This window comes from Agrobacterium sp. CFBP 3001 (assembly GCF_027871605.1).
GTDB classification, from domain to species: domain Bacteria; phylum Pseudomonadota; class Alphaproteobacteria; order Rhizobiales; family Rhizobiaceae; genus Agrobacterium; species Agrobacterium leguminum.
The window spans coordinates 68,356-94,332 of sequence record NZ_JAQAHD010000016.1; the positions used below are offsets into that span (position 1 = coordinate 68,356).

The following is a 25,977-nucleotide window of genomic DNA, read 5'->3' on the forward strand; positions in this document are numbered from 1 at the left end:
GAACAGGCCGGAAATCCGGCCTGTTCCCAACCTCGGTCGTCAGCCTTCAGGCGGTCGCCGCCAGCCGTGCCGCCTTGCGGCGTTCCACGCGGGCGCGGATGGCATCGACATCCGTGATCGGTGTCGCAGCGAAAAGCTGGCGGGTATAGGGATGCTTCGGATCGGCGAAGAGTTCCTCGCGCGTGCCCTGCTCCACCGCCACACCCTTCGAAATGACCATCACATCATCGGCGATGTAACGCACCACCGAAAGATCATGGCTGACGAAAACATAGGTCAGCTCGAATTCTTCCTGAAGGTCGGCGAGCAGGTTCAGAACCTGCGCCTGCACGGAAAGATCGAGCGCGGAGACCGGCTCGTCCAGCACCAGCAGCGCCGGGTTCAGCATCAGTGCGCGCGCAATGGCGATGCGCTGGCGCTGGCCGCCGGAAAACATGTGCGGATAACGGTTGAAATGCTCAGGACCGAGACCGACCTTCACCAGCATGGCTTCGGCCCGCTCGCGGCGCTCGGAAGCCGGTATTTTGGTGTTGATGACCAGCGGCTCCATCAGCACGTCGCCCACCTTCTGGCGCGGATTGAGGCTGCCATAGGGGTTCTGGAACACCATCTGCACCTTGGAGCGCATCTCCGTATCCGGACGGCGTCTGGCGATATCGACAGGTTTGCCTTCGATCTTCAGTTCGCCGCCGGATGCCGGATCGATCAGCGCGATGATGCGGGCCAGCGTCGATTTACCGGAGCCGGATTCACCGACGATGGCGAGCGTCTTGCCGCGCTCGACGGTAAAGTCGATGCCCTTCAGGGCCTGCACCGTCTTGGCGCCGCCGAACAGGCCGCCGGGAACGTGATAGTCGCGGGTAATGCCCTTGCCTTCGACAACGATACTCATTGAACGCCCTCCTTGCCGAAGAAATCGGAAACCGTGGGCAGACGGTCGCCGGTGGCATTTTCCGGCAGGGCCGAAAGCAATGCCTTGGTGTAGGGATGCTGCGGAGCCTCGAACAGGCTCAAGACATCCGCCTCTTCCATCTTGCGGCCCTTATATTGCACGACGACGCGGTCGGCGGTTTCCGCCACCACACCCATGTCATGGGTGATGAGGATCAGCGCCATGCCATATTCCGCCTGCAGGTTCATCAGCAGATCGAAAATCTGCTTTTGAATCGTCACATCGAGCGCAGTGGTCGGCTCGTCGGCGATCAGCAGGCGCGGCTTGGAAGCGATCGCAATCGCGATCATCACGCGCTGGCACTGGCCGCCCGACATCTGGTGCGGATAGGCCTTGAGCTTGGTTTCCGGCTCGGGAATGCCGACAGCCCGGAACAGCTCCAGGGCGCGCGCACGCGCAGCAGCGCCGCTCATGCCGAGATTGAGGCGCAGAACCTCCTCGATCTGGAAACCGACCGTGAAGGACGGGTTGAGCGAGGCGACCGGCTCCTGGAAGATCATGGTGATCTCGCGACCGATCACCCTGCGGCGCTCCTGCGGCGACATGGCCAAAAGGTTCTTGCCATCGAAGGTCATCTCGTCGGCGGTGATCGTCGCCGTATCGGGCAGAAGCCCCATGACGGCGAGCATCGATACCGACTTGCCGGAACCGGACTCGCCGACGATGGCCAGTACCTCGTGTTTGTCGACGGAAACATCGATGCCGTTGACGGCCGTGAAGGCGCCGGTGGCGGTGGCGAATTTGACGGTGAGGTTCTTGATTTTCAGCAGGCTCATCGCTCAGCTCCGCTTCAGTTTGGGATCGAGCGCATCGCGCAGGCCGTCACCCATGAGGTTGATGGCGAGCACCGAGATCAGGATCGTCAGGCCCGGAAGGGTCACGACCCACCAGGCGCGCAGCATGAATTCACGCGCGTCCGCCAGCATCGTGCCCCATTCGGAGGCGGGCGGCTGCGCGCCCATGCCGAGGAAGCCGAGAGCGGCGGCATCGAGAACCGCGGACGAAAAGGAAAGCGTCGCCTGAACGATCAGCGGCGCAAGGCAGTTCGGCAGGATAGTCTTGAACATCAGCCGGAAATTGCCGGCGCCGGCCACCCGGGCAGCAGTGACATAGTCACGCCGGAGTTCGCTCATGACGGCAGCACGTGCCAGACGCGCGAAATGCGGCTGATAGGCGATGGCGATGGCAATCATGGCGTTGGTGAGGCCAGGTCCAAGTATCGCGACCAGCACCAACGCCAAGAGCAGCGATGGAACTGCGAGAATGATGTCCATTACGCGCATGATGACGGTATCAATCCAGCCGCCGAAGAAACCGGCAACGAGACCGATGACGATGCCGCCCACAAGGGCGATGGAGACGACGACGACGCCGATAAATAGCGAATATTGCGCGCCGTAGATCAGGCGGGACAGCATGTCGCGACCCACCGCATCGGTGCCGAAGAAGAAGCCGGCACGGCCGCCTTCCTGCCAGACCGGCGGGACGAGAAGAGCATCACGATATTGCTGGGTGGGATCATGCGGCGCGATCAACGGCGCGAAGACTGCCAACAGCACCAGAAGGATGAAGACGGCAAGGCCGATGACGGCGCCGCGGTTCTGGCGGAAATAGAACCAGAAATCGGCAAGCATCCGGCGGCGGATGGCGGCGTCCGAAAGGCGGATGCCGGGAGTTGTGGTCACATCGGTCATTTGTGACGGATCCTTGGATTGATTAGGCCGTAGGTCAGATCGACGAGCAGATTAATGATCATCACCAGACCTGTGATCAGGAGCAGACCGCTCTGCACAGACGGATAGTCACGGCGCATGATGGAATCGATCATCCACTTGCCGATGCCCGGCCAGGAAAAGATGGTTTCGGTCAGAATAGCGCCGGCCATCAGCACACCAGTCTGCAGGCCTATGGTAGTTATAACCGGAATCATCGCATTTCTTAATGCATGGATGCCGACGACGCGCGCAGGTGACATGCCTTTGGCTCGAGCCGTACGGACATAGTCCTCGCCCAGAACCTCCAGCATCGCCGATCGTGTCTGTCGGGCAATCACAGCTAGCGGAATTGTGGCAAGCACAACGGAAGGAAGGACGAGATGAGACACAGCCGACGCGAACGCTCCCTTCTGTCCCGAAATTAAGCTGTCGATCAGCATGAAACCGGTAACGGAAGGAAAGAAATACATCAGCGAGATTCGCCCCGTGACAGGCGTCCACTGCAAAGCACCGGAGAAGAGGACGATGAGCTGTAAACCCCACCAGAAGATCGGCATGGAGAAACCGACCAGCGCAGTCGTCATGACGATCTGATCTAACCAGGAACCGCGACGAATGGCGGCAAGGGCACCGATAGGAACGCCGATCAAGGTTGCGATGATGATGGCAACGAGACCAAGCTCGACCGTCGCGGGAAAGAGCGACAGGAACTCGGTGAGGACCGGCTTCTTGGTGACCAGCGAATTGCCGAGATCGCCCTGAAGCAGCCGTCCAAGGAAATGGAGATATTGCTGCCAGATGGGCTGAGCAAAACCGAGCTGTTCGGCAAGCTGCGCATGCCTTTCGGGCGAAATGCCACGCTCGCCCGCCATCAACAGCACGGGATCGCCCGGCAGGACGCGCACGAAGGCGAAGGCGACGATGGTGATCCCGAGGAAGGTCGGAACGAGATAGAGAAGTTTGCCGAGAATGAACCGGATCATGGTTTTTTCCTGAAAAGACGCGCGGAAGAACAGGGTTCTTCCGCGCGTCCGGTTGTTCGGGGATTACTCCGCGATGTCGACGTTTTCGAAGGTGAAGTCGCCAAGCGGGCTCATGGTGAAGCCGGAAACCTTGGCGGACATGGGAACGAACTGCGTGGAGTGCGCAAGCGTCGCCCACGGAGCCTGTTCCTTGAAGATCACCTGTGCCTGCTCATAAAGCTTGGTGCGCTCGGCAACGTCGGTGGTCTGCTTTGCCTTGGCCAACAGGTCCGAGAACTCCTTGTTGCACCACTGTGCACGGTTCGCACCGCCTTCACCGGTTGCGGCGCAGGACAGGAGAACGCTGAGGAAGTTGTCCGGGTCACCATTGTCGCCGGTCCAGCCGAGGATGACGGCACCGTCGCGCTTCACTTCGGTGGACTTCTTGAGATATTCGCCCCATTCGAAAGAGACGATCTCAGCCTTGACGCCAACCTTTGCGAAATCCGACTGGATCAGCTCGGCGGTACGACGGGCGTTCGGCATGTAAGGACGCTGCACCGGCATTGCCCAGATCTTCATCGACAGATCCTTGACGCCAGCGGCTTCGAGGGCCTTCTTGGCAGCTTCCGGATCGTAAGCATCGTCCTTGATGCTGTCGTTGTAGGACCACATTGTCGGCGGGATCGGGTTCTTGGCAACCTGGCCGGCACCCTGGAACACGGCGTCGATGATCGCCTGCTTGTTCATCGCCATGTTCAGCGCCTTGCGGACTTCCGGCTTGTCGAAAGGTGCAACGGTCGTGTTGTAGGCGAAGTAAGCGACGTTCAGACCCGGCTGCTCATCGAGCTTGAGGTTCTTGTCGGCGCGGATGGTCGCCAGATCAGCCGGAGCCGGGTATGGCATCAGGTGGCATTCGCCAGCCTTCAGCTTCTGCAGGCGGACGGCGGCGTCAGGCGTGATCGCGAAGATCAGGTCGTCGATCTTCGGAGCTTCACCCCAATAGTCGGCATTCTTCTGGTAGCGGATGACCGCGTCCTTCTGATAGGCGACGAACTTGAACGGGCCGGTGCCGATCGGCAGGTTGTTGAAGTCTTCCTTAGTGCCGGCCTTCTCAAGCGTATCGGCATATTCCTTCGACACGATCGAAGCGAAAGGCATGGCGATATTGGCGAGGAACGGCGCTTCCGGGCGGGTCAGCACGAACTTGACCGTGTAATCGTCGACCTTGACGATTTCCTTGATCAGCGACGGCATTTCCATGGAGTTGTAATATTCGTAGGTGATGCCTGCGATATACTGGTTCCACGGGTTCTTCGCGTCGCCCTGGCGGTTGTAGCTGAAGATCACGTCGTCAGCGTTGAATTCGCGGCTCGGCGTGAACTTGTCGTTGGAGTGCCACTTGACGCCCTTGCGGAGGTGGAAAGTGTATTCGAGACCATCCTTGGAAACGTCCCATTTTTCCGCAAGGCCGGGCTCTACTTCGGTCGTGCCCTTCTTGAACTCGGTCAGACGGTTATAGACCGGATGCGCGGAGGCATCGAAGGTGCCGCCTGCGGTATAAGGCGACGGATCGAAGCCTTCCGGCGATGCCTCGGAGCAATAAACGAAGGTCTTCGCCATGGCGGGCATGGCGGAAGTGATCGCAATCGCAGAGGCGATAAGCAAACTGCGGGTCAGCGTTTTCATCTGGTGGTCCTTTCCCTCTTTTTCTGAGTTCCTGCGGCCCCGTCCGGGGGCCTACCTCTTCTGGTCAGCAGCGACACGAAACCCGTGTCGCCGTTCGGTCCTTTGCCTCCCGACCAATTACCCGGCGACCGGCTGAAACAGCCGGTCGAGGTTCTTTTCCGGTGGGCAGAACCAGCGCGGTCCCGCCTCCGTCATATAAACAATGTCCTCAAGACGGACGCCGCATTCGCCATAAACGCACAGCATCGGCTCGATGGAAAAACACATGCCCGGCTCCAGTGCCGTGGCATTTCCTGCAACGATATAGGGTTCTTCGTGAATATCCAGCCCAAGCCCGTGGCCGGTGCGGTGCGGCAGGCCGGGAAGCTGATAATCCGGGCCGAAACCGGCTGCTTTCAGGCTGTCGCGCGCGGCCCTGTCCACATCCGAGCAGGCAACGCCGACCTTTGCCGCGGCAAAGGCCGCCGCCTGCGCGTCGCGCTCGGCGTTCCAGAGGAAACGCTGCCGTTCCGTCGGCTTGCCGAAGACATAGGTGCGGGTGATATCGGAACGATAGCCGTGAAGAATGCCGCCAAGATCGACCAGCACCATATCGCCTTCGCTGAGCGTCTGGGCATGGGGCACGCCATGCGGATAGGCCGTCGCCTCGCCAAACTGCACCGCCACGAAAAGCGGCTTCAGGCCAAGGGCAATATGCGCCGCATTAACGAAATCAGCGACTTCCGTGGTGGAAACGCCGGGACGCAGACCTTCGAACACGGCCTTCTGCACGCCGTAACTCGCGTCCATCGCCGTCTGGATGATGGCGATCTCGGCTGCGGATTTGACCTGCCGCTGGGCGACGATCATCGGCTGAGCGGAAATGATGCGCCCTTCAAGACGCTGCATGAGGGCCGATGCGAAGACGAAGGGGGTAGCGGGATCGATGGCGACAAGATGACCGGGACAGGCCAGCGCCTCAATGCGCCTTGCCATCAGGTCGAAGGGGCTTTCATCCTCTTCCCAGACGGCAACCTCACCCGCAATGCGGATGAGCGTCTGAAGCTTCGGCTCCTCGAAGGTCGGGCTGACATAGACCGGCACGCCTTCCGCCGGCACCAGGGCGCCGTGAATGCGCTCGGAAAGACCAAGCGACAGGCCGGTATAATAGGTCAGCGACGATAATGCATCGAGCCAGACCGCCTTAATATTTTGCTGGATCATTCGCGCCTGCAGGCCGCGTAGTCGCAACCTGAGCTCGTCTTCAGCGATCGATGAAACCGCGACCGGCTGAAACCGCTTCAGCGCCTCTTGAAAGTCTGCCATTCTCTCCCCGCCGCTTTCGGGCCGCAGACACAGGCGTGCCGACAACCTCCCAAGCGTTCTTTTGCTCATGCTTAAACACAGGGCCGGGGGTAAGCAATGGCCCGGCAGGGCACGCCACCACAAAACTGTGCAAATTTATCTAGACATAACGAAAATGTGATCGACGCACGCCTGATTTCAACGCTCATTGCCTTGACGCAGAAATTCAAAATCCCCCGGAAATCCAAGGGGAGACCGCGGACCGTCTTCAGCACTAAGCCGGTGCGCTGAAAGTCGACAGCCCAAAATATTCAAGGAATAGACGCCCAGAAAAGGAAAAAGCCTGCCGCGGGAGGAGGTGCGGCAGGCTTCAAACTTGATCGGTGATTGGGAGGAGGAGTACCACCGATCCACATCGAGCGACGCTGGGAGGAGGAGTGCGTCGCTTCGATGATTTGAATATAGCGGTATCCGTGATTTTTAACAGAGCAAGTCTCGCAATGCAGCATTGCATTTCTGCATAGCTCGAAAATTCCTGCCCGGTTTTTCAGCACTCCCCAAAATCGCGGGAAAATCAGCTTTCCCGATAGACCTGGAAGCCGGCGAAGGACTGGTTGACCGGCATGAGTTCGAGGCTGTTGATGTTGATATGCTTGGGCTGCGAGGCGACCCAGTGGATGGTGTTGGCAATATCGTCCGCCGTGATCGGATTGACGCCCTTGTAGAGATTGTCCGAGGCTTCCTGATTGCCGCCGGTGCGCACCAGCGTAAATTCCGTTTCGCACATGCCGGGCTCGATGGATGTCACCCGCACACCCTTGCCATGCAGGTCGGAACGCAGGCCGAGCGAAAACTGCCGCAGGAACGCTTTGGTACCGCCATACACATTGCCGCCCGTATAGGGGTAATGTGCAGCCACAGACGAGAGGTTGATGACAATACCCTTGCGCCCGATCAACGTCGGCAGCAGATGGTGGGTAATGTTCAGGAGACCGGTGATGTTGGTGTCCACCATGGTCTGCCAGTCTTTCAAGGGCACCTGCGGTGCGGGCGCGGTGCCGAGTGCGAGGCCGGCATTGTTGACGAGAACGTCGATATCCCGGAAGCCTTCCGGCAATCCGGACAGCGCCTTGCCTGTCGCCTCCTCGTCGGTGATGTCGAAGGCGAGGCCATGAAAGGCGGAACCGAGCTCGGCTGAAAGCGCCTCCAGCCGTTCCGCCCGCCGGCCCGTGCCGATGACCTTCCAGCCCTCCTTGACGAAGCGCCGCGCCGTGGCCTGTCCGAAGCCGGATGTCGCGCCGGTGATGAGGATGGTTCCGCTCATGATGATGCCTCCACTCTATTGGTTTTTTCAGGGTCAATCGGTGTCAGTAATTTTTCGGCCGCCGCCGCGAGACAGCGCCTGTAGGCCTCGAGATCCGTATACAAAGCCTCTTCGGGAGCATCGCCAACGATGATGACGCCGCCGCGCCGCAAAATCCCGCCATGCAGCATGAGATTGTCGACCATGTCGAAATTCTCGATCGACAGCCCGTCCGGCCCGCGATAACGGCCCGTTTCATCCAGGGTGGCGACGCCGCCATAATGCGCCTTGGTGCGGGTGAAGTGATTGGCCGCGACATTGGTATAGGCGAAAACCGGCTTGCCCAGCGCGCACATGAAGCCCAGCTCATAGCTGGTTCCCGTATCGGCGGCAATGCCGCGAAACGGCGTGAGATTGGCAATCACCGCATCCGCTTCCAGCATCATCCGCTCATCGACGGCATTGATGTTGCAGCCGTGACCGACCCTGGTATCCGCCGGCGGAATTTGCAGATCGCCCGGCGAAAGCGGCGTGAAACCGGCTTCCCGCGCCAGCGAGGCCTTGAGGTCGAGCATTTCGCGCGCGTTCGGGAGGAATACTTCCGGTCCGGCGAGATAGATTTTCTTTGTCATCGGGAATTCATGCGATTTGTCAGGAAAGGATTTCCCGACCCTAACCCGGGGGCTTTCGCAAAGGCAAGTGCCAAGGGCATGCGGCGTGGCGCACTGTACGAGCCGATAAAACGGTATCGTCCCGCCACTCTTTCCGTTATAGCCGGAGCAGGAAACTGGAATTTCTGGAGCAGGACATGGCAGCACCCATCCGTTACCACGAAGGCGATATTTCCGCCGGAGATGCCGCGCGTTACACCGGCGCCATCGCAATCGATACGGAAACGCTGGGACTGGTGCCGCGCCGCGACCGCCTCTGTGTCGTTCAGCTTTCGCCGGGCGACGGCACGGCGGACGTCATTCGCATTGCCGCCGGTCAAAAGGAAGCGCCGAACCTCGTCCGGATGCTTGCCGACCCTGCCCGCCAGAAGATTTTTCACTATGGCCGTTTCGATATCGCCGTTCTGTTCCACACCTTCGGCGTGACGACCACACCGGTCTTCTGCACCAAGATCGCCTCGCGACTGACCCGAACCTATACGGACCGGCACGGGCTGAAGGATAACCTCAAGGAAATGCTGGAAGTCGATATTTCCAAGGCCCAGCAATCTTCCGACTGGGCTGCCGAGACCCTGTCGCCGGCGCAGCTCGAATATGCCGCCTCCGACGTGCTGCACCTGCACGCGCTACGCGACAAGCTGACGGGTCGTCTCGTGCGTGACGGCCGCCTCGACCATGCCGACGCCTGTTTCGCCTTTCTGCCGACCCGCGCGAAGCTCGACCTCCTCGGCTGGGAAGAAACCGATATTTTCGCCCATAGCTGAGCGCGCCCGCATCTGGCTTAAGCACTGATTTACCAGAATTGCCTATTCTCGGCCGCAACTTTGGCGGTCGGGGACTTTGAGGGATGATTACTCCGCTACAGCAGACGGCGGGCATTGCAGTCAGCGACCTCATGCGCTCGATGGTCCAAACCATCGAGGAACGCCAGCGCGAAGAGCAGGAAAAGGCCAACGGCACCAAAAAGGACGATGCGGTCAAGACGACCCCGCAGCCAGACGAAAGCCAGCGCGCCGCCAATGAGAAGATAAGCGCCTATCTCTTCGGCGTCATGAAACCCGATGCCGATGCCTTCGCCTCGCTCGTCTCCCGTTTTTCCTCCGCGCTGGGCATCACACAGGAAAAGGACGAATCGAGCTTTTCCTTCGCGCGAAGACTTCAGGATGCGCTGACCCTGACCGACAGCTTCGAAAAAACCGATGCGCAGGGGAAAGCCACGAAGATTTCCCTGAAATCCTTCGGCGTTTCGGAGGCTGAGGTCGTGGACGTGCTGAACAATGGCGTCAACACCAAGACCGATCCCATGGCAGCCCTTGCCGCCCGCATCGCAAAGGGTGCAGGCCTCACAGGCACGGAAGAGGATTTCGGCGAGCAGATGTCGAAAGCCATCATGGCGGCGCGCGCGATCCTGCCGAAAAACGTCGACGATCTGGAAGAATCGACTGGCCTCAAACAACTCGGCGTCTCCGCCCGGCAGATGATCTCCGCCATCGCCAACCCCTATGGCGATGAGGCGCGCGCCGTGAAGGAGGCCCTAGACGAACAGGCGCAGGGCACCCGCTTCATGACGCGTGAAACCCTGAAAGTCATTCAGCGTCTCGAAGATGTCGCCGATCCCAAAACCAGGGAAGAGTTGCAGGCCGAACGCGGCAAGGATCGTATCGGCGAAATCAACGATGCCGAGGTGAAGGCCGAGCGGGAACAGGATATCCAGGCGCGCGATGCGCAGGGCAAGCTTGAAGACGTGCAGGAGCTTCAGGACGTCGTGAAGGAGCATATCGATGCTTCCGGCGACGACAAAACGGAAAGCGTCGACCCTCAGGCGCCAGCCGGCACATCGTCGGAAACGGCGCTGATCGCCGTGCTTGCGGCGGTGCCGGCTGAGCAAGCCGCCCCGGCGGAAAACGAAAATGAGCCGGCGGAGACAGAAGCAGTCACCGATCTGGATGCGGACGACGACGGCGAAAAACTGCTCGATGCGCAGGCGCTTGTCGAAGATGCCCGCAACCCCATTTTGCCGATCTCGATCGACGACAATGGCCTTTATGAACTGCTGAAGAAAAAGGCGGCATGATTGCCGCTTCCGATCGTCACTTGAGCGAAACATGATGTGAGTTCAGACATGACCGATATTTCCGGCCTATCCGGCAGCGCCGTTTACGACACAGAACCGAATGCCGCGCAGGCGCTGCTATCCATGGCCGCCCCGTCGCTCGTTCCGGATGATGAGGCCTTCACCACGCCCGCTGAGGAAGACCGCCTCATCGACCCCGTCAACATTCAACCGGAACGAAATCTTCCCAAGGCAAGCTGGCTCGATGCCATGCCGCCGGAAGCTTTTGAGACGGCGCCCAGCGATCCCGACCATATTTCCTCGGTCAATTCCGACGATAACGGCCTTTACCGCATGTTCATCGGCATTTCGCCCTGACCGGGCGCGCAATTCGTTGGTTAGCCAAATCTTAACATCTGCAAGCCAAGATTGAGCTCGATGATTCTGTATGCGCTGCAACCGGTATTGCGGCCAGAGGCGTATACGGCGCTCCCGCATGAGCGGGCGAGATGACACCTGTCCATCACCGGCGCGGCGATTTTTCAACATTCAAGCCAGATGCGGATCACAGAGCCAATGGGGATTGGCTCTTTCGCAGCCAGCGGCGGTCACCGATAGAAACGGAGCGCAGCATGTTACCGCCTGTACCGAAAATTGCGGCAACCGATGCCGCCTATGGAACCACGGTTTCACTGACACCGCGCGAGCAGGTGAAAGAGGCTGCACCGCCGCAACCGAACATTCCCGCCCCTGAAAACAGCAGCCTTTTTGCCCGCGCGGCAATCGCCTCCCTCACCAGCGAATTTCAGCTCTCGCGCAGCACCGCCGTTCTGGCGGAAGCGCTCGGCAAGCTGATGAACCTGCCCCGGCGGGATGGCGAAGCCATAGAGACCTATGTGACGCGGCTGACGGAGGCGCTCCGCACCCTGCCGACGCCACAACGCCTAGCGCTGGAACAGCAGGTCGGCAAGGCCCTGCAGGGCCTGACCCTTTCGATGCTTGCCGAAATCCTGAAACAGCCGACCGGGCCGGATGCTGCCCGCCTCGCGCTGCTGATCGAGCTTTCCCGTTACAAGGGAACGGACCTTGCGGCAAAGGCGGTGGTTTCCTCCTATCAGCAGAACAATTCCTCCAACCCCGCCCCCGCACAATCGGCCCAGCCGAAACAGCAGAACGCACAGAGCCAGAATGCGGAAGCGCGCCCTTCTTCGTCCGCGACAGCGCAGACGGCAAATTCCGCCACCGTCAGCCGGCTCCTGCCGCTGCTCATCGGGCCGCTCGCCCTCAGTGGCGCAGCGATGAAAGCCACAGTGGCGGTGCTAACGGCGCAACTGGACCCCCGGCCCACGCTTTCCACCCCGCCTGCCGACACACATGATATGCCGACCGTTGCCGTAAAGCCGGATGGAAGAGCCGAAAACACGGCACGTCCGCTTCCGCCACAAACCGGCAGCGTGATGAAGGAAGTATCGGCCGAGGCCCGCCCGGCAAATCCGCCCCGCGCCGAAACCGGCGAAGCCTCCCCTGCCCTTCCGCATCGGGAGACGATGAAGCCGGAGCAGAAAGAAATCCGCACGGGCCTTACCCCGCCATCCGGTTTGTTCGCAGACGACGCGGAGACCGTGAACAGCCTGCTGCTTGCCGCCACCGCCGGCAAACTTCCGCTCAAGCCGACCGGCACGCAAGAGCCTCCGCCCACGCCGCAGGGTGTTGCGCAGCAACCGTCCGACGATCAGCCCGCCGAAAAATCGACCCTCGCAACAGCCGCAGCCCGCCCCTCGGGTGAGGAAACGGAAACGGCGACCCATCGCCCCGAAGCCCAGCCGCTGCCTCGGGCCATGCTGGACCCGGAAGCGAGGATGGCGATGCTGGAGCAATCGGCTTCGCAATCGTTGATCGCCGCGGCTCTGGTAAAAGACGGCACACCGCTGCCGCTCGTCGCCTATCCGCCGGCGGATGAGGACTATGAATCGGAAACGCCGCCGCGCGGCGGCGGCCCGTTTTCCGATGATGAGGCAAATGACGAGGCCGAAGCCGGTGCTGATAATTCCGACGGTCAGGACGAAAAAGAAGAGCGCATCGCCGCCAATGACGGGATCGACACGCAGGAAAGCCCGACGGCGGTGGCTTCCGACGACAGCGCGGAAAATTATTATCTGAAGATGAGCGGCATGCTCTGAGGAACGCGCCGCTGCGCGCTCGCCGGCGCGAGCTCGAAGCAACAAAAAACCCGCCGGAAATTCCGGCGGGTTCTCCATTTCAAAGATCGGAGCGATTATTCGCCGCGGTTCTTCAGAGCCGCGCCGAGGATGTCGCCGAGCGAAGCGCCCGAGTCGGATGAACCGAACTGTGCGACGGCTTCCTTCTCTTCAGCGATTTCCAGAGCCTTGATCGAAAGCATGACCTTGCGGTCCTTCTTTGAGAAGTTGACGACGCGGGCGTCGACAACCTGGCCAACCGAGAAGCGCTCGGGGCGCTGCTCGTCGCGGTCACGGGAAAGGTCAGCGCGACGGATGAACGAGGTGAGGTCTTCGTGGTTGACGAGCTTGACTTCGATGCCGCCATCGTTGACCGCAGTGACTTCAGCGGAAACGACTGCATTCTTGCGCAGGTCGCCGGAAGAAGCGGCTTCGCCGACAGCATCCTTGCCGAGCTGCTTGATGCCGAGCGAGATGCGTTCCTTCTCGACGTCAACGTCGAGAACGACAGCCTTGACGACGTCACCCTTGTTGTACTCTTCGATGACCTGCTCGCCCGGACGGTTCCAGTCGAGGTCCGACAGGTGAACCATGCCGTCGACATCGCCTTCGAGGCCGATGAACAGACCGAATTCGGTCTTGTTCTTGACTTCACCTTCAACTTCAGTGCCGGCCGGGTGGCTGTAGGCAAATGCCTGCCACGGGTTTTCCAGCGTCTGCTTGAGGCCGAGCGAGATACGGCGCTTGGACGGATCGACTTCGAGAACGACAACGTCGACTTCCTGGCTCGTGGACAGGATCTTGCCGGGATGTACGTTCTTCTTGGTCCAGGACATTTCGGAAATGTGGATCAGGCCTTCGATGCCCGGCTCCAGCTCAACGAATGCACCGTAGTCGGTGATGTTCGTGACCGTACCGGAGATCTTCTTGCCAACCGGGTACTTGGCGGAGATGCCATCCCACGGATCCGACTCGAGCTGCTTCATGCCGAGCGAGATACGGTGGGTTTCCTGGTTGATGCGGATGATCTGAACCTTGACCTGCTGGCCAATGTTGAGGATTTCCGAAGGATGGTTGACGCGGCGCCATGCCATGTCGGTAACGTGCAGCAGGCCGTCGATGCCGCCGAGGTCAACGAACGCACCGTAATCGGTGATGTTCTTGACGACGCCGTCAACAACCTGGCCTTCTTCGAGGTTCTGAACGATTTCAGAACGCTGCTCGGCACGCGACTCTTCGAGAACCGTGCGGCGCGATACAACGATGTTGCCGCGACGCTTGTCCATCTTGAGGATTTCGAAGGGCTGCGGGTTGTGCATCAGCGGGGTAACGTCGCGGATCGGACGGATGTCGACCTGCGAACGCGGAAGGAAGGCAACAGCGCCGTCCAGATCGACGGTGAAACCACCCTTGACCTGGTTGAAGATAACACCTTCGACGCGCTCGCCAGCTTCGAACTTGGCTTCGAGCTTGACCCAGCTTTCTTCGCGGCGAGCCTTCTCGCGCGACAGAACGGCTTCGCCGAGAGCGTTTTCGATGCGCTCGACGTAAACTTCGACTTCGTCGCCGACCTTCAGCGTGCCGTCCTTGGACTTCGCGCCGAATTCCTTCAACGGTACGCGGCCTTCAACCTTGAGGCCGACGTCGACGATGGCAACGTCCTTCTCGATTGCCGTTACGATACCCTTGGCAACATAGCCTTCGGCAAGATCGTTGGAGGCAAAGGATTCTTCGAGAAGCGCTGCGAAATCTTCGCGCGTGGGGGTAGATACTGACATGAAATCTCCTGATTGCATCCGCGCAATGGCGAATACAAAAGCGCCGGTGGGCTAGTGTTGTTGATACCCGACCCCATGCCCGCCTTTTCAAAAGGCTTTCCGGCGCAAGGACATGTCTTCGGGCAATTCCGGACTAAACGCGGACGGCAGGAAGCCGTTCCGCGAGAAACCTATCTCTTCAGGGCGGCGTCGATGATCGTCCGCGCGGCCTGAAACGCCGCCTCTATACTCATTTCCGACGTATCTAGCAAGTGCGCGTCTTCAGCCGGCTTCAACGGGCTGTCGGCGCGGCCCATGTCGCGCTCGTCGCGTTTTTTCACTTCAGCGAAAATGGCATCATAATCGCCGCTGCCGCCATTGGCCAGAATTTCATCGTAACGGCGTCGCGCCCGCACGTCCGCAGAGGCCGTGACATAAAGCTTCACCGGCGCCTGCGGGCACACCACCGTGCCGATGTCACGGCCGTCGAGCACCGTGCCCGGCTCCTTTGCGGCAAAACGCTGCTGCGCCTTCACGAGCGCGCGCCTCACCGGCGTCATCACCGCGATTTTGGATGCGGCCTCGCCAATATCGTGCCGGGAAAGAACGGCGCGATCGAGCCCCGCAAGATCGACTTCCAGCGCGATCTTTTCCGCCACGGCCTCATCATCGAGCGGCAGGCCGGCATCCAGAAGCGCCTTGGCGGTCGCCCTGTAGGTCAGCCCGGTATCGAGATGGTGGAAACCATAGGTCTCGGCAATCCTGCGCGACAGGGTTCCTTTGCCCGCCGCAGCCGGCCCGTCTATGGCGATCGTGAAGGTCATGAAGCTTTCCGCCTGTGCATTCGTCATTCATATAATAGAGTGCGCAACGCCTTCCTATTTATATCAGCATCCCCGCATAGGGGTTGCGCCAAGGCAGGCGGCACCCGAAGTTTGTCTTTGACACGAAAGAGCGCAACGATTAAGGGGACCGGCTATAAATTTTACCGTCTATGCCGGTTTTACGGCGTACACACCGAAACTCATTCGACAATTTGAGGCTTAGACAGTGGCAAAAGCGGAACTTGGTACCAAGCGCACAGACCCCGATACCGGCAAGAAGTTCTACGATCTGAACCGCGATCCGGTCGTTTCTCCCTACACCGGCAAGTCCTGGCCGCTCTCCTTCTTCGAGGAAAGCACCGCCCAGGCCAAGATGGAGCAGGCTGAAGAAGAGGAAGTGGCGGAAGTCGATACCGAAAACACGGAAGTCGAACTCGTCTCGCTGGAAGATGCCGATGGCGACAACAACGGCGACGATATCCCCGATCTCGGCGACGACGATGACGTCGAAATCGACGATGACGACGACACCTTCCTCGAAACCGACGACGAAGATGACGACGACGACATGTCCGGCATCATCGGCGTATCGGGCGACGACGAAGAAGCTTGATTTTACTTGATAATTCGGCCCGACGACAAAAAAATGACGCCGGGCCGTTTTTTATGCTTGCACTCGTCGGAAAGCCGCAGTAGTAAGCCGCCACCGAACGGAACAACAACCGCTTCGGTTCCCGGAACCGGAAGAAATGCCGGAACCCTTATGGGGCTATAGCTCAGCTGGGAGAGCGCTTGCATGGCATGCAAGAGGTCAGCGGTTCGATCCCGCTTAGCTCCACCAAACCTTCCCAGACAAAAAATATCTTCCCTTCGGCCAGTCGCTCTTCCGCATATCGCTAGTCCTTCGACCCGATCGCCTATTGCATCAGCGCTCGCACATCCTGCCCGTTGATCCGGCACTCCACGGAACTGCCGGCACCACCTTCCTCCACCGTCCGACATTCCAGATATCTGCCGCGCAGCCGGTTCTCCAGCGCCTTGAAGGCGTTGAGGCCGCAGGCGTAACGGCGGCCGTCGGGGCCGGCGCAAACGCGGTTGCGCTCGACATCCTCCACGCCGGCGAGGCGGAATTCCTGACCCTTGAAGGTGAAACGGCTGCTGGAGATGACGCGCAGGCGCTGGTCCGCATGCATTTTCAGCGGATAAAGATCGGGAGGCGTCGGAATGCGCTCGTAATTTTGGCTACGCGGATCGACCCGCACCGGCGAGGTCGTCCAAAGCAGTTCCGTATTGGCCGCAAGGCCTGCTGGCGCCGGGGTTGCCTCGCCATTGACGAGCGAGGCGATGCGGATGCCGGCTATGCCGAGGCCAATGGCCAGGACGATCTGAAACAGCAAAATTGCGATCTGCCGGACCATGTCACCGCAACATCAAAACAATGAACAAATTAAAATCGATCGGCCGCCGCCTCGCGAAGACGTCCGCCGCATATCACATCAATAAAACCTTGCCCGCACTGACATCCCGCACCGTGCCCATGGCCATGATCGGAAGCTGGTCCCTGTCGAGGATCACCCGTCCCGTTGTCCGCAACCAGCGGAAGCCGCCAGATTTGAGCTGAATGCGATATTCCTGATCATAGAACACGCCATTTGTCAGCGAATTGTAAACCGCCTTGGCGACGCGTGCGCGCGAGCCGCTTTCTATCTGCGCGATGAAATCTTCGACCGGAATGCCGCAAGCGGCTTTTTCCGCGGAGAATTCGCGCAGGCGGGCCGCAACGGCATCGAGGTAAATCAGGTTTTGCCCGATGTTCCAGGTATAATAACCCACAAGTGTCTCTTCGAGAGATATATTCTCTAACATCGGCCTTCTACAGTCTGAAATGCTCGTGCGGGTCTGTAACATATCAGATGACGCACGACTAACCACAAGAATTCATCCTTTTGTCTGATGGCACCCCGTTTTCAGTGAGACTATTTATCGACAGCCCTTTTCTGCCGCCATGTTGGCGAAGCAACCTTCCTGTGCCAAAGAAGATTGATCTTGCGCCAACGACCAGAGGAGCCGCCGTGACCATCGGGCTTGCCCATGCCGAACTCATCGCCGTCGTCACCGCCATCACCACGGATGAGCCGCGGGTCATGACCGTTCGGGAAGGCGCAGCGCTTCCGTCGGGACCGTTCGAATTCGGGCACAGAACCCTCCAGAGCGGCTTGCGGGAATGGATTCACGAACAGACCCATCACCCCGTCGGTTATCTCGAACAGCTCTATACTTTCGCCGATCGCGACCGCAACAACGACATTTTAGGCGGCAGGACCATCTCCATCGGTTATCTCGGACTGGTTCGCGAACAGGAAGCCTCCGGCGGCAAACGCCCGCTCTGGCACGGCTGGTACGAATATTTCCCCTGGGAGGATCACCGTCAGGGACGCCCGGAAGTTCTGGACAGCATCATCGACAGGCTGCGCGCCTGGGCGGATTCCGATCCCGCCTCCAAAAGCCAGCGCCATTTGCGGGCCGATTTCACCTTCGGCCTCGATGGCGGAGGCTGGAACGAGGAATTGACCCTGCAGCGTTACGAGTTGCTGTATGAAGCCGGGCTGGTCGAAGAGGCGCAGGGCGAACCGCGGATCAATTTCGGCAGGCCAATGTTTGCCGATCACCGCCGCATCCTTGCCACCGGCATCGCGCGTCTGCGGGCCAAGATCAAATATCGTCCCGTGGTGTTCGAACTGATGGCCGACGCCTTCACGCTCCTGCAGCTACAGCGCGCCATCGAGGCGCTGGCCGGGCTGACGCTGCACAAGCAGAACTTCCGCCGGCTTATCGAACAGCAGCAACTGGTGGAAGAGACCGGCGAGATGGCGACCGAAACCGGCGGCCGCCCGGCAAAGCTCTTCCGCTTCCGCCAGACCGTTCTCGATGAACGCGCCCTTTCCGGAACGAAACTGCCGCTCTCCCGCAATTGACATATGCTCACAATGAGAATATGTCTTCGCCCTAGATATACTCAAAAAGAGTATAAATGGGAGAGCACCGTGAACGAGCAGATTTCCGCCGCAAGCCTTTACGACCGCGTCGCCCGCGTCATTCCCAAGGCCGAATGGATGAGCTTTCAGGACGATGTGGAGGCGATCCTCGAACTGAAGCGCAAGCGCAATGCCGTTATCCTCGCCCACAACTACCAGACACCGGAAATCTTCCACGGCGTCGCCGATATCGTTGGCGACAGCCTTGCCCTTGCCCGCAAGGCGATGGAGGTGGAAGCGGATGTCATCGTTCTGGCCGGCGTGCATTTCATGGCCGAGACGGCGAAACTGCTCAATCCGGAGAAAACCGTGCTCATTCCGGATATGGCCGCCGGTTGTTCGCTGGCCGATTCCATCACGCCCGAAGACATCGCGCTTCTGCGCAAGGCCTACCCCGGCGTTCCGGTCGTGACCTACGTGAACACCTCCGCCGCGGTGAAGGCGGCATCCGATATCTGCTGCACCTCCGGCAATGCCCGCCAGGTGGTGGAATCGCTCGGCGTACCGCGCGTGCTGATGTTGCCGGATGAATATCTGGCGAAAAACGTGGCGCGGGAAACCAATGTCGAGCTGATCGCCTGGCGCGGCCATTGCGAGGTGCACGAGCTTTTCACCGCCGATGATATTCGCGAATTGCGCGAAAGCCATCCGGGTGTCACCGTGCTGGCGCATCCGGAATGTCCGCCCGATGTTGTGGAGGCTGCGGATTTTTCCGGCTCCACCGCCGTCATGTCGGATTATGTCGGCCGCGAGCGCCCCGCCCGCGTGGTGCTTTTGACGGAATGCTCGATGAGCGACAATGTCGCCGTGCATCACCCCGATGTCGAATTCATCCGCCCCTGCAATCTCTGCCCGCATATGAAGCGCATCACGCTTGGCAATATCCGCACGGCGCTGGAGGAAAACCGCCACGAAGTGACGGTCGACCCGGCCATCGCTGTCGCCGCCCGCCGCGCCGTGGAAAGGATGCTGGAAGTATGAGCGAACGCCTCCCGTCGCATACGGGCTGGACGGTCATTGTCGGCAGCGGCATTGCGGGCCTGATGGCGGCGCTGACGCTTGCGCCGCAGCCCGTGCTGCTTCTCACACGCGGCGTTCTGGGCGGCGAGACGTCCAGCGCCTGGGCGCAGGGCGGCATTGCCGCCAGCCTCGGGCCGGACGATAGCGCCGCGCTGCATCTTGCCGATACGCTCGCCGCAGGCGACGGCCTCTGCGACGCGGAAATGGCCGGAGAGATCGTTTCCGCCGCCCCCGCCGTCATCGAGGCGCTGGAGCGGGCGGGAGTGCGCTTCGACCGGGATGCCGAAGGCAGACTCGTCTTCGGGCTGGAGGCCGCCCATGGCAGAAGGCGCATCCTGCATGCCGAAGGGGACGGGTCAGGCGCGGCCATCGTCAGGGCTCTCGCCGCAGCCGTTCTTCGCACGCCCTCCATAACCGTTCTGGAAGGCACGGAGGTTCGCCGCCTGCTGACGGAAGACGGCGTCGTCGTTGGTCTCGCCTGCATCGGGCCAAAAGGCTGCTTCACTTTGCCGGCAAGCCAGGTCGTTCTCGCCACCGGCGGCCTCGGCGGGCTTTATGAGGCGACGACCAATCCCGCCGGCAATTTCGGGCAGGGCATCATGCTCGCCGCCCGCGCCGGCGCCATCCTCGCCGATATGGAATTCGTGCAATTCCACCCGACGGCGCTTTCCTCGCCCAGACGGCCGCTGGCGCTGGTGAGCGAAGCGGTGCGGGGTGAAGGCGCGCTGCTTCTCAACGAAAACGGCGAACGTTTCATGGCGGGAGTTCCGGGTGCGGAACTCGCCTCCCGCGATATTGTCGCCCGCGCCATCGACCGCGAAATACTGCGTGGTGGCAAGGTCTTTCTCGATGCCCGCAAGGCGCTCGGCTCCGGCTTTTCCGCTCGCTTCCCCTCGATCGACCTGCTCTGCCGCGAAGCCGGGATAGACCCCGCCCGTGAACTCGTGCCGGTGCGCCCGGCGGTGCATTACCATATGGGCGGCGTCGCCACCGATGGCAGAGGCCGAAGCTCGGTGCCGGGCCTGTGGGTCGCCGGCGAAACCGCCTGCACGGGTCTGCATGGCGCGAACCGGCTTGCCAGCAATTCCCTGCTGGAAGCGGCGGCCATGGGCATGCGTGCCGCAGAAGACATTTCAGGCAGGCAGGCATATGCGGAAAAACGGTCAGCGGATATCGCAACACTCCCCATGCCCGATGTCCCGGCAGCCGACCTCTCCCCCGTCCGGCCCATCGTTTCCCGCCATCTCGGCATCGTAAGACATGCGGAAGGGCTGGGGGGCGCGATCCGCGATCTTCTGCCACTGTCTGAGCGAAACGGTCCGGCATCCGATCCTGCACTTGTCGCGCTGGCCATCGCCGTCTTTGCGGCGCTGCGCACGGAATCGCGCGGCGCGCATTTCCGCGACGATTTCCCTGAAAAACATGCGACGGCCGCAAGGCGCAGGCTGAACCTCAGCGACGTTCTCACCATCGCCCATGAATTTTCCTCTTCCAGCCATTCCTCGGCCAGCCTTGCGCGGAGCGCCTGACATGACCCTTTCACCCCTGCCACGCCTCATCATCGAACCGCTCGTGCGCAATGCTCTTCTGGAAGACCTCGGACTGGCGGGCGACATCACGTCCGCCGCCGTCATTCCCGCCGATCATCGCTCAGTCGTCGTCATGGCCGCGCGCGAACCGGGCGTTATCGCCGGTCTCGACGCGGCGGAACTGGCTTTCCAGCTCGTGGATCCGGCCATCGCGATGAAACGGCATGTGCAGGATGGGGCCGCCGTGACGCCCGGCGATATCATCGCAACGATCGAAGGCCCCTCACGCGGCCTTCTGACGGCGGAGCGCACGGCGCTGAATTTCCTCGGCCACCTGTCGGGCATCGCTTCCGTCACCGCAAAAATCGCTGCCGCCATTGCCGGCACCAAGGCCTCGGTCGCCTGCACCCGCAAGACGACGCCGGGGCTGAGAGCGCTTGAAAAATATGCCGTGCGCGCCGGCGGCGGCATGAACCACCGTTTTGCGCTTTATGACGCCGTTCTCATCAAGGACAACCATATTGCCGTGGCGGGCGGCGTGCGCGACGCCATCCGCCGGGCCCGGCAGGGCGTGGGACATCTCGTCAAGATCGAGGTGGAGGTCGATACGCTAGCGCAGTTGCGCGAGGTCATGGATGAGGGCGTCGATGCGGTCCTTCTCGACAATATGACACCCGAACAGCTGCGCGAGGCGGTGGGAATCGTCGCCGGTCGCGCCATTACCGAAGCGTCTGGCCGCATCAATCCGCAGACGGCCGCAACCATCGCCGCAACCGGCATCGATCTCATCTCCGTCGGCTGGCTGACCCACAGCGCGCCGGTTCTCGATATTGGCCTCGACTTTCAAAGCCAGAGCTAAAGAATATGCGGCGCATAGTTCGCCGCACGGAACCAATCGCCCATATCGCCGTTATTGCTCCGCCTGGGGTCTATTCAAGGCGGGGGGATCAGTGCGCGCAAAAGCCTGTCCATATGCCTGCGGACCTCTCTTACAAAGGAAAGGCTTGTTATGGAAGACGCACAAGTTGGCTGGATTGCAGCAATCATCATCGGCGGCGTAGCCGGTTGGCTGGCCGAACAGTTCATGAAAAGCAATATGGGTCTTTTCATGAACATTATCCTCGGCATTGTCGGCGCCATCGTCGCCAATTTCCTTCTGGGGCTCGTGGGCATTTCGCTCGGAGGCTGGATTGGCTATCTCATCGCCGGCTTCATCGGCGCCTGCATTCTCATCGCCGTCGGGCGGGCATTTCGCCGCTAAGGGGAGGACACCATGAGCTTTTTCGACAAGATCAAGAACGCTATTTTCGGCAAGGCCGAAGCCGCGCCACAGACTTCGGCTCCGGCCGGCACGCCGGCAGCCACGGCAAGCCCGGCCGCACCGGCCGCACCCGCTCCGACAGCCGCGGCTCCGGCCCCCACCGGCAATGTCGACGTCGCTTCGATCCTGGATGCGGCGGTCAAGCAGAACGGCCAGAAACTCGACTGGAAACATTCGATCGTCGACCTTCTGAAAGCGCTCAATCTGGACAGCAGCCTCAGCGCCCGAAAGGAACTGGCCGGCGAACTCGGCTATACCGGCGACACTTCGGATTCCGCGACCATGAACATCTGGCTGCATAAGGCCGTCATCAAGAAACTGTCCGAAAACGGCGGCAAGGTTCCAGCCGACCTTCTGGATTGAACCGATAAACGGGAGCGCCGCGATGGACGACTATTCCAGCCTTCGAGAGCAGATCGGCCAGGACCTCGACACCCTGCACAGGACCGAGAATCCGAAATCGATCTTCGAGATCGCCGACGATTATCTTCTGGGAAATCCAAATCTGAAGAGGGCCATCGTCGAAGACATCATCAAGGAAGAAGCGGACAAGCGCGGCATCGCGATCCACTGACGCCGCGCGTCGCACGCACGGCTGTGTACCCAAAAGGGCGGCATCCCAACCGGATGCCGCCCTTTTATATTTGGCGGAGTTGCATCATCCGCACTCCGTCACCCCCGACCAGATCCGGCATGACGGAGGAGAGGCTTCCGCCAAAGCCCTATTTATCCAGCTTCGCTTCGGCCTTTTTCGCGTTTTCTTCCATCAGCTCATACCACATGGCGTTCATGACGGCGAAGATGGCGGCGAGAGGCAGGCCGAGCAGCCAGGCGAAATACCACATGTTCGATCTCCTTCTTTCTCAATCAATAAGCATGACCGCTGTCGTCGCGGATCGCCTTTTCATCCACCTTGCCCCACAGCACGCGATAGACCCATGACGTATAGGCAACGATGATCGGGATGAAGATGAGGGCGACGACCAGCATGATGAACAGCGTCATATGGCTGGAAGATGCATCCCACACCGTCAGGCTCGATTTCGGATCGACCGAAGACGGAAGGATGAAGGGAAACATCGTCAGCCCGACAGTTGCGATGATGCCGAAAATCGCGAGCGAGCTGGAAAGCAGCGCCAGCACTTCCCTGCGGGCCCGGAGCAAGACGAAAGCGACGAGCGGAAAGACAAGACCGAGCGCCGGCGCCAGCATCATCCAGGGATGCGCCGCATAATTGGCAAACCAGACACCGCCCGCAACCTCTACCGTCTTCGACAGCGGATTGGACGGACCGTCGGTGACGACCTCCGAGGTGAAGCGATAACCATCGACACCGAGCCACAGAAAGACGCCGCCGAGCGCAAAAAGAACGGTGGTGGCAAGCGCCGCGATGCTGCCGAAACCGCGGGCACGGGCCGCGACTGGACCATCCGTCTTCAGCACCAGCCATGCGGCACCGTGCATGACGAGCATGGCGACGGATACGAGGCCGCAGAGGATGGCGTAAGGGTTCAGAAGCTCGAACAGCGTCGTGCCATCGTAGAAAATCCTGAGGTCGTCATTGAGGTGGAAGGGAACGCCCTGCAGCACATTGCCGATGGCCACGCCGAAGATTAGCGCCGGAACGAAGCCGCCGATGAAGAGCGCCCAGTCCCAGCCGGTGCGCCAGGCGGCGCTTTCCCGCTTGGAGCGATATTTGAAACCGACCGGCCGCAGGATCAGCGCAAACAGGGTGGCGAACATCGCCAGGTAAAACCCTGAAAACGACACTGCATAAAGCGGCGGCCACGCGGCGAAGATCGCGCCGCCGCCAAGGATGAGCCAGACCTGATTGCCCTCCCAGACGGGGCCGATGGAATTGATGACGACACGCCGCTCGATATCCGTTTTCGCCACGAAGGGCAGAAGCGCGCCGGTACCGAGATCGAATCCGCCGGTCACGGCAAAACCGATCAGCACCACGCCGAGCAGCAGCCACCAGATGACGCGGAGGATTTCGTAGTCGATGAGTTGATGCAATATCATGATCGTTTACTCCGCAGCGACGAGTTTTTCAGGAACGAGCGGCGCTTCCGGCTCATGGTCCGGCTCCGGCCCCTTGCGGATCGCCTTCAGCATCAGCCCCATTTCGACGATGAACAGCACCGTGTAGATGGCGATGAAACACAGGAGCGTGATGAGGACCGTGGAGGCGCTGAGGCTGGAGACGGCCGCGGCCGTGGGCAGCACGCCCTCGATGATCCATGGCTGACGGCCGAATTCGGCCACCACCCAGCCCATTTCCGCCGCGATCCACGGCAGGGGAATGGCAAAGACCGCCACTTTCAACAGCAGCGGATAATGATCCAGCCGACGGCGGGCCGAAAGATAAAAGAATGTCGCCGTCAGCAGGATGAAGAAGATGCCAAGACCGACCATGATGCGGAACGACCAGAACAGCGTCGGCACATGCGGAATCGTATCCGCCGCCGCCTTGGCGATCTGCTCCTCATTCGCCTGGCGCGGATCGTCGACATATCGTTTCAGCAGCAGGGCATAACCGAGCTCATGGCCGAGCTCGGCAAAGGTGCCGCGCACCTCTTCCGGCAACTCCGCGCCCTTACCGGTGGCCCGTATCTGCATCAACGCGTCATAGGCCTTGATGCCGTCGCGGATGCGGGTCTTGGCCTGCTCCACCAGATCGTTGATGCCCGGAATCTGCGTGTCGAGCGAGCGGGTGCCGATGAGGCCCATCACCCACGGGATCTTCACCGCGAAATGCGTTTCGCGCGCTTCCTGATCGGGAAAACCGATGGCCGTAAAGGGGGCCGGGGCCGGCTCGGTTTCCCACATGGCCTCGATGGAGGCGAGCTTCATCTTCTGGTGTTCGGTGGAGAGATAGCCGCTTTCATCACCCAGCACGACGACCGACAACGCGGACGCCAGACCGAAGGAGGCGGCAACCGTCATCGAACGCTTGGCAAGATCGACATGGCGGCCTTTCAGCACATACCAGGCCGAAACGCCGAGCACGAAGATGGAGGCCGTCACGTAACCCGCGGACACCGTGTGAACGAACTTTGCCTGCGCCACCGGGTTGAACAGAACCTCGAAAAAGTCAGTCACTTCCATGCGCATGGTCTGGGGATTGAAGGCCGATCCCGTCGGGTTCTGCATCCAGCCATTGGCGATCAATATCCATAGCGCCGAAAAATTCGAACCGAGCGCCACGCACCATGTCGCGACGAGATGGCCGAGTTTCGACAGCTTGTCCCAGCCGAAAAAGAACAGGCCGACGAAGGTGGCTTCCAGGAAGAAGGCCATCATGCCTTCGATCGCCAACGGCGCACCGAAAATATCGCCGACATAGTGGCTGTAGTAACTCCAGTTCATGCCGAACTGGAATTCCATGACAATGCCGGTGGAAACGCCGAGCACGAAGTTGATGCCGAACAAGGTGCCCCAGAATTTCGTCATCTGCCGCCAGACCGTGCGGCCGGTCATGACATAGACCGTTTCCATGATGGCGATCACCACCGATAGTCCGATCGTCAGGGGAACGAACAGAAAGTGATATAAAGCCGTCACTGCAAATTGCAGGCGCGACAGCGCCACTATGTCGAGTTCCATAGTCCTATCCACCTTTTCCGGAAGGCCGGCCTTCCATTTCAAAGACGACGCCGGC

At 60.5% G+C, this 25,977-nt stretch carries 27 protein-coding genes and 1 tRNA gene; 13 read left to right on the forward strand and 15 right to left on the reverse strand.

Annotated elements, in window-relative coordinates; translation table 11 throughout:
* Positions 1-46: 46 nt before the first annotated feature.
* From PH605_RS18810 to PH605_RS18845, 8 genes are all read right to left on the reverse strand, one after another.
* Entirely contained in the window at positions 47-892 is an 846-nt protein-coding gene (locus PH605_RS18810) for an ATP-binding cassette domain-containing protein (protein ID WP_003522486.1), read from the reverse strand.
* Positions 889-1,728 carry an ABC transporter ATP-binding protein gene (locus PH605_RS18815; protein WP_271040157.1) on the reverse strand — a complete coding sequence of 280 codons (840 nt, stop codon included), beginning with the start codon at positions 1,726-1,728 and terminating at the stop codon, positions 889-891. The genes PH605_RS18810 and PH605_RS18815 overlap by 4 nt, the downstream gene beginning before the upstream one ends.
* Before the next feature lie 3 nt (positions 1,729-1,731).
* The gene (locus tag PH605_RS18820) at positions 1,732-2,646 is read right to left on the reverse strand and encodes an ABC transporter permease subunit (RefSeq protein ID WP_142845705.1); all 915 of its coding nucleotides are present in this window, start codon (positions 2,644-2,646) and stop codon (positions 1,732-1,734) included.
* Entirely contained in the window at positions 2,643-3,650 is a 1,008-nt protein-coding gene (locus PH605_RS18825; protein WP_142845706.1) for an ABC transporter permease subunit, read from the reverse strand. The genes PH605_RS18820 and PH605_RS18825 overlap by 4 nt, the downstream gene beginning before the upstream one ends.
* A 63-nt stretch (positions 3,651-3,713) precedes the next feature.
* Positions 3,714-5,318: an ABC transporter substrate-binding protein gene (locus PH605_RS18830; RefSeq protein ID WP_065657351.1), complete on the reverse strand. Its 1,605-nt coding sequence runs from the start codon at positions 5,316-5,318 to the stop codon at positions 3,714-3,716.
* A 117-nt stretch (positions 5,319-5,435) separates the two neighbouring features.
* Complete coding sequence (locus PH605_RS18835) at positions 5,436-6,623, reverse strand: M24 family metallopeptidase (protein ID WP_142845707.1); 1,188 nt, start codon at positions 6,621-6,623, stop codon at positions 5,436-5,438.
* Positions 6,624-7,176: 553 nt separating this feature from the next.
* A complete protein-coding gene (locus PH605_RS18840) occupies positions 7,177-7,926 on the reverse strand; it encodes an SDR family oxidoreductase (RefSeq protein ID WP_142845708.1) in 750 nt (249 codons plus the stop codon).
* On the reverse strand, positions 7,923-8,537 hold the full coding sequence (locus PH605_RS18845; RefSeq protein WP_161987949.1) for a nucleoside 2-deoxyribosyltransferase: 615 nt from the start codon (positions 8,535-8,537) through the stop codon (positions 7,923-7,925). Before PH605_RS18845 ends, PH605_RS18840 begins: the two co-directional genes overlap by 4 nt.
* Positions 8,538-8,713: 176 nt before the next feature.
* Here PH605_RS18845 and PH605_RS18850 point away from each other — a divergent pair, with 176 nt between their 5' ends.
* The 4 genes from PH605_RS18850 to PH605_RS18865 all read left to right on the forward strand — a co-directional run bounded on the left by PH605_RS18850 (position 8,714) and on the right by PH605_RS18865 (position 12,809).
* Positions 8,714-9,340: a ribonuclease D gene (locus tag PH605_RS18850; RefSeq protein WP_142781025.1), complete on the forward strand. Its 627-nt coding sequence runs from the start codon at positions 8,714-8,716 to the stop codon at positions 9,338-9,340.
* Positions 9,341-9,423: 83 nt separating this feature from the next.
* On the forward strand, positions 9,424-10,650 hold the full coding sequence (locus tag PH605_RS18855; protein ID WP_142845709.1) for a hypothetical protein: 1,227 nt from the start codon (positions 9,424-9,426) through the stop codon (positions 10,648-10,650).
* A 48-nt stretch (positions 10,651-10,698) separates the two neighbouring features.
* Complete coding sequence (locus PH605_RS18860) at positions 10,699-11,007, forward strand: hypothetical protein (RefSeq protein WP_078052625.1); 309 nt, start codon at positions 10,699-10,701, stop codon at positions 11,005-11,007.
* Positions 11,008-11,261: 254 nt separating this feature from the next.
* Complete coding sequence (locus tag PH605_RS18865; protein WP_142845710.1) at positions 11,262-12,809, forward strand: hypothetical protein; 1,548 nt, start codon at positions 11,262-11,264, stop codon at positions 12,807-12,809.
* A 95-nt stretch (positions 12,810-12,904) separates the two neighbouring features.
* Here PH605_RS18865 and rpsA read toward each other — a convergent pair whose 3' ends face one another.
* Together rpsA and cmk are read right to left on the reverse strand one after the other, a co-directional pair.
* Positions 12,905-14,605: a 30S ribosomal protein S1 gene (gene rpsA, locus PH605_RS18870; protein ID WP_004437832.1), complete on the reverse strand. Its 1,701-nt coding sequence runs from the start codon at positions 14,603-14,605 to the stop codon at positions 12,905-12,907.
* Positions 14,606-14,775: 170 nt separating this feature from the next.
* The gene (cmk, locus tag PH605_RS18875) at positions 14,776-15,435 is read right to left on the reverse strand and encodes a (d)CMP kinase (RefSeq protein ID WP_161987950.1); all 660 of its coding nucleotides are present in this window, start codon (positions 15,433-15,435) and stop codon (positions 14,776-14,778) included.
* A gap of 199 nt (positions 15,436-15,634) precedes the next feature.
* Here cmk and PH605_RS18880 point away from each other — a divergent pair, with 199 nt between their 5' ends.
* Both PH605_RS18880 and PH605_RS18885 read left to right on the forward strand, forming a co-directional pair.
* A complete protein-coding gene (locus PH605_RS18880) occupies positions 15,635-16,021 on the forward strand; it encodes a TIGR02300 family protein (RefSeq protein ID WP_003522472.1) in 387 nt (128 codons plus the stop codon).
* Positions 16,022-16,173: 152 nt separating this feature from the next.
* Positions 16,174-16,249, forward strand: a tRNA-Ala gene (locus tag PH605_RS18885).
* Between the two features lie 76 nt (positions 16,250-16,325).
* Here PH605_RS18885 and PH605_RS18890 read toward each other — a convergent pair.
* Together PH605_RS18890 and PH605_RS18895 are read right to left on the reverse strand one after the other, a co-directional pair.
* The gene (locus PH605_RS18890) at positions 16,326-16,826 is read right to left on the reverse strand and encodes a thermonuclease family protein (protein WP_142845712.1); all 501 of its coding nucleotides are present in this window, start codon (positions 16,824-16,826) and stop codon (positions 16,326-16,328) included.
* 73 nt (positions 16,827-16,899) lie between these two features.
* On the reverse strand, positions 16,900-17,274 hold the full coding sequence (locus tag PH605_RS18895; protein WP_125146837.1) for a PAS domain-containing protein: 375 nt from the start codon (positions 17,272-17,274) through the stop codon (positions 16,900-16,902).
* A 206-nt stretch (positions 17,275-17,480) separates the two neighbouring features.
* Here PH605_RS18895 and PH605_RS18900 point away from each other — a divergent pair, with 206 nt between their 5' ends.
* From PH605_RS18900 to PH605_RS18930, 7 genes are all read left to right on the forward strand, one after another.
* Positions 17,481-18,383 (forward strand): NUDIX hydrolase, encoded by a 903-nt coding sequence (locus PH605_RS18900; protein WP_003522469.1) that lies wholly within the window; start codon positions 17,481-17,483, stop codon positions 18,381-18,383.
* Between the two features lie 69 nt (positions 18,384-18,452).
* Positions 18,453-19,424, forward strand: coding sequence for a quinolinate synthase NadA (gene nadA / locus PH605_RS18905; RefSeq protein WP_003522468.1), 972 nt, complete (start codon positions 18,453-18,455; stop codon positions 19,422-19,424).
* Positions 19,421-20,992 carry an L-aspartate oxidase gene (locus PH605_RS18910; RefSeq protein WP_142845714.1) on the forward strand — a complete coding sequence of 524 codons (1,572 nt, stop codon included), beginning with the start codon at positions 19,421-19,423 and terminating at the stop codon, positions 20,990-20,992. The genes nadA and PH605_RS18910 overlap by 4 nt, the downstream gene beginning before the upstream one ends.
* A gap of 1 nt (position 20,993) precedes the next feature.
* Positions 20,994-21,851: a carboxylating nicotinate-nucleotide diphosphorylase gene (nadC, locus tag PH605_RS18915; protein ID WP_142845715.1), complete on the forward strand. Its 858-nt coding sequence runs from the start codon at positions 20,994-20,996 to the stop codon at positions 21,849-21,851.
* A gap of 150 nt (positions 21,852-22,001) precedes the next feature.
* Positions 22,002-22,253 (forward strand): GlsB/YeaQ/YmgE family stress response membrane protein, encoded by a 252-nt coding sequence (locus tag PH605_RS18920; RefSeq protein ID WP_003522465.1) that lies wholly within the window; start codon positions 22,002-22,004, stop codon positions 22,251-22,253.
* Between the two features lie 12 nt (positions 22,254-22,265).
* Complete coding sequence (locus PH605_RS18925; protein ID WP_065657363.1) at positions 22,266-22,676, forward strand: DUF3597 domain-containing protein; 411 nt, start codon at positions 22,266-22,268, stop codon at positions 22,674-22,676.
* A gap of 22 nt (positions 22,677-22,698) precedes the next feature.
* Positions 22,699-22,887, forward strand: a complete 189-nt coding sequence (locus PH605_RS18930; RefSeq protein ID WP_003522463.1) for a hypothetical protein — start codon at positions 22,699-22,701, stop codon at positions 22,885-22,887.
* Positions 22,888-23,035: 148 nt separating this feature from the next.
* Here the strand turns inward: PH605_RS18930 and cydX are convergent, their stop codons facing one another.
* The 3 genes from cydX to PH605_RS18945 are packed head-to-tail and all read right to left on the reverse strand — an operon-like array spanning position 23,036 to position 25,922.
* Positions 23,036-23,158: a cytochrome bd-I oxidase subunit CydX gene (gene cydX, locus PH605_RS18935; RefSeq protein WP_003508602.1), complete on the reverse strand. Its 123-nt coding sequence runs from the start codon at positions 23,156-23,158 to the stop codon at positions 23,036-23,038.
* 22 nt (positions 23,159-23,180) lie between these two features.
* Positions 23,181-24,338, reverse strand: coding sequence for a cytochrome d ubiquinol oxidase subunit II (cydB, locus tag PH605_RS18940; RefSeq protein WP_078052618.1), 1,158 nt, complete (start codon positions 24,336-24,338; stop codon positions 23,181-23,183).
* Between the two features lie 6 nt (positions 24,339-24,344).
* Positions 24,345-25,922 (reverse strand): cytochrome ubiquinol oxidase subunit I, encoded by a 1,578-nt coding sequence (locus PH605_RS18945; RefSeq protein WP_059756945.1) that lies wholly within the window; start codon positions 25,920-25,922, stop codon positions 24,345-24,347.
* Between the last annotated feature and the right edge of the window lie 55 nt (positions 25,923-25,977).

Excerpts from the sequence above, each read along its gene's own strand:
- PH605_RS18810 (WP_003522486.1), bottom strand. The coding sequence starts at position 892 with ATGAGTATCGTTGTCGAAGGCAAGGGCATTACCCGCGACTATCACGTT.
- PH605_RS18815 (WP_271040157.1), bottom strand. The coding sequence starts at position 1,728 with ATGAGCCTGCTGAAAATCAAGAACCTCACCGTCAAATTCGCCACCGCC.
- PH605_RS18820 (WP_142845705.1), bottom strand. The coding sequence starts at position 2,646 with ATGACCGATGTGACCACAACTCCCGGCATCCGCCTTTCGGACGCCGCC.
- PH605_RS18825 (WP_142845706.1), bottom strand. The coding sequence starts at position 3,650 with ATGATCCGGTTCATTCTCGGCAAACTTCTCTATCTCGTTCCGACCTTC.
- PH605_RS18830 (WP_065657351.1), bottom strand. The coding sequence starts at position 5,318 with ATGAAAACGCTGACCCGCAGTTTGCTTATCGCCTCTGCGATTGCGATC.
- PH605_RS18835 (WP_142845707.1), bottom strand. The coding sequence starts at position 6,623 with ATGGCAGACTTTCAAGAGGCGCTGAAGCGGTTTCAGCCGGTCGCGGTT.
- PH605_RS18840 (WP_142845708.1), bottom strand. The coding sequence starts at position 7,926 with ATGAGCGGAACCATCCTCATCACCGGCGCGACATCCGGCTTCGGACAG.
- PH605_RS18845 (WP_161987949.1), bottom strand. The coding sequence starts at position 8,537 with ATGACAAAGAAAATCTATCTCGCCGGACCGGAAGTATTCCTCCCGAAC.
- PH605_RS18850 (WP_142781025.1), top strand. The coding sequence starts at position 8,714 with ATGGCAGCACCCATCCGTTACCACGAAGGCGATATTTCCGCCGGAGAT.
- PH605_RS18855 (WP_142845709.1), top strand. The coding sequence starts at position 9,424 with ATGATTACTCCGCTACAGCAGACGGCGGGCATTGCAGTCAGCGACCTC.
- PH605_RS18860 (WP_078052625.1), top strand. The coding sequence starts at position 10,699 with ATGACCGATATTTCCGGCCTATCCGGCAGCGCCGTTTACGACACAGAA.
- PH605_RS18865 (WP_142845710.1), top strand. The coding sequence starts at position 11,262 with ATGTTACCGCCTGTACCGAAAATTGCGGCAACCGATGCCGCCTATGGA.
- rpsA (WP_004437832.1), bottom strand. The coding sequence starts at position 14,605 with ATGTCAGTATCTACCCCCACGCGCGAAGATTTCGCAGCGCTTCTCGAA.
- cmk (WP_161987950.1), bottom strand. The coding sequence starts at position 15,435 with ATGACGAATGCACAGGCGGAAAGCTTCATGACCTTCACGATCGCCATA.
- PH605_RS18890 (WP_142845712.1), bottom strand. The coding sequence starts at position 16,826 with ATGGTCCGGCAGATCGCAATTTTGCTGTTTCAGATCGTCCTGGCCATT.
- PH605_RS18895 (WP_125146837.1), bottom strand. The coding sequence starts at position 17,274 with ATGTTAGAGAATATATCTCTCGAAGAGACACTTGTGGGTTATTATACC.
- PH605_RS18910 (WP_142845714.1), top strand. The coding sequence starts at position 19,421 with ATGAGCGAACGCCTCCCGTCGCATACGGGCTGGACGGTCATTGTCGGC.
- nadC (WP_142845715.1), top strand. The coding sequence starts at position 20,994 with ATGACCCTTTCACCCCTGCCACGCCTCATCATCGAACCGCTCGTGCGC.
- PH605_RS18920 (WP_003522465.1), top strand. The coding sequence starts at position 22,002 with ATGGAAGACGCACAAGTTGGCTGGATTGCAGCAATCATCATCGGCGGC.
- PH605_RS18925 (WP_065657363.1), top strand. The coding sequence starts at position 22,266 with ATGAGCTTTTTCGACAAGATCAAGAACGCTATTTTCGGCAAGGCCGAA.
- PH605_RS18930 (WP_003522463.1), top strand. The coding sequence starts at position 22,699 with ATGGACGACTATTCCAGCCTTCGAGAGCAGATCGGCCAGGACCTCGAC.
- cydX (WP_003508602.1), bottom strand. The coding sequence starts at position 23,158 with ATGTGGTATTTCGCCTGGCTGCTCGGCCTGCCTCTCGCCGCCATCTTC.
- cydB (WP_078052618.1), bottom strand. The coding sequence starts at position 24,338 with ATGATATTGCATCAACTCATCGACTACGAAATCCTCCGCGTCATCTGG.
- PH605_RS18945 (WP_059756945.1), bottom strand. The coding sequence starts at position 25,922 with ATGGAACTCGACATAGTGGCGCTGTCGCGCCTGCAATTTGCAGTGACG.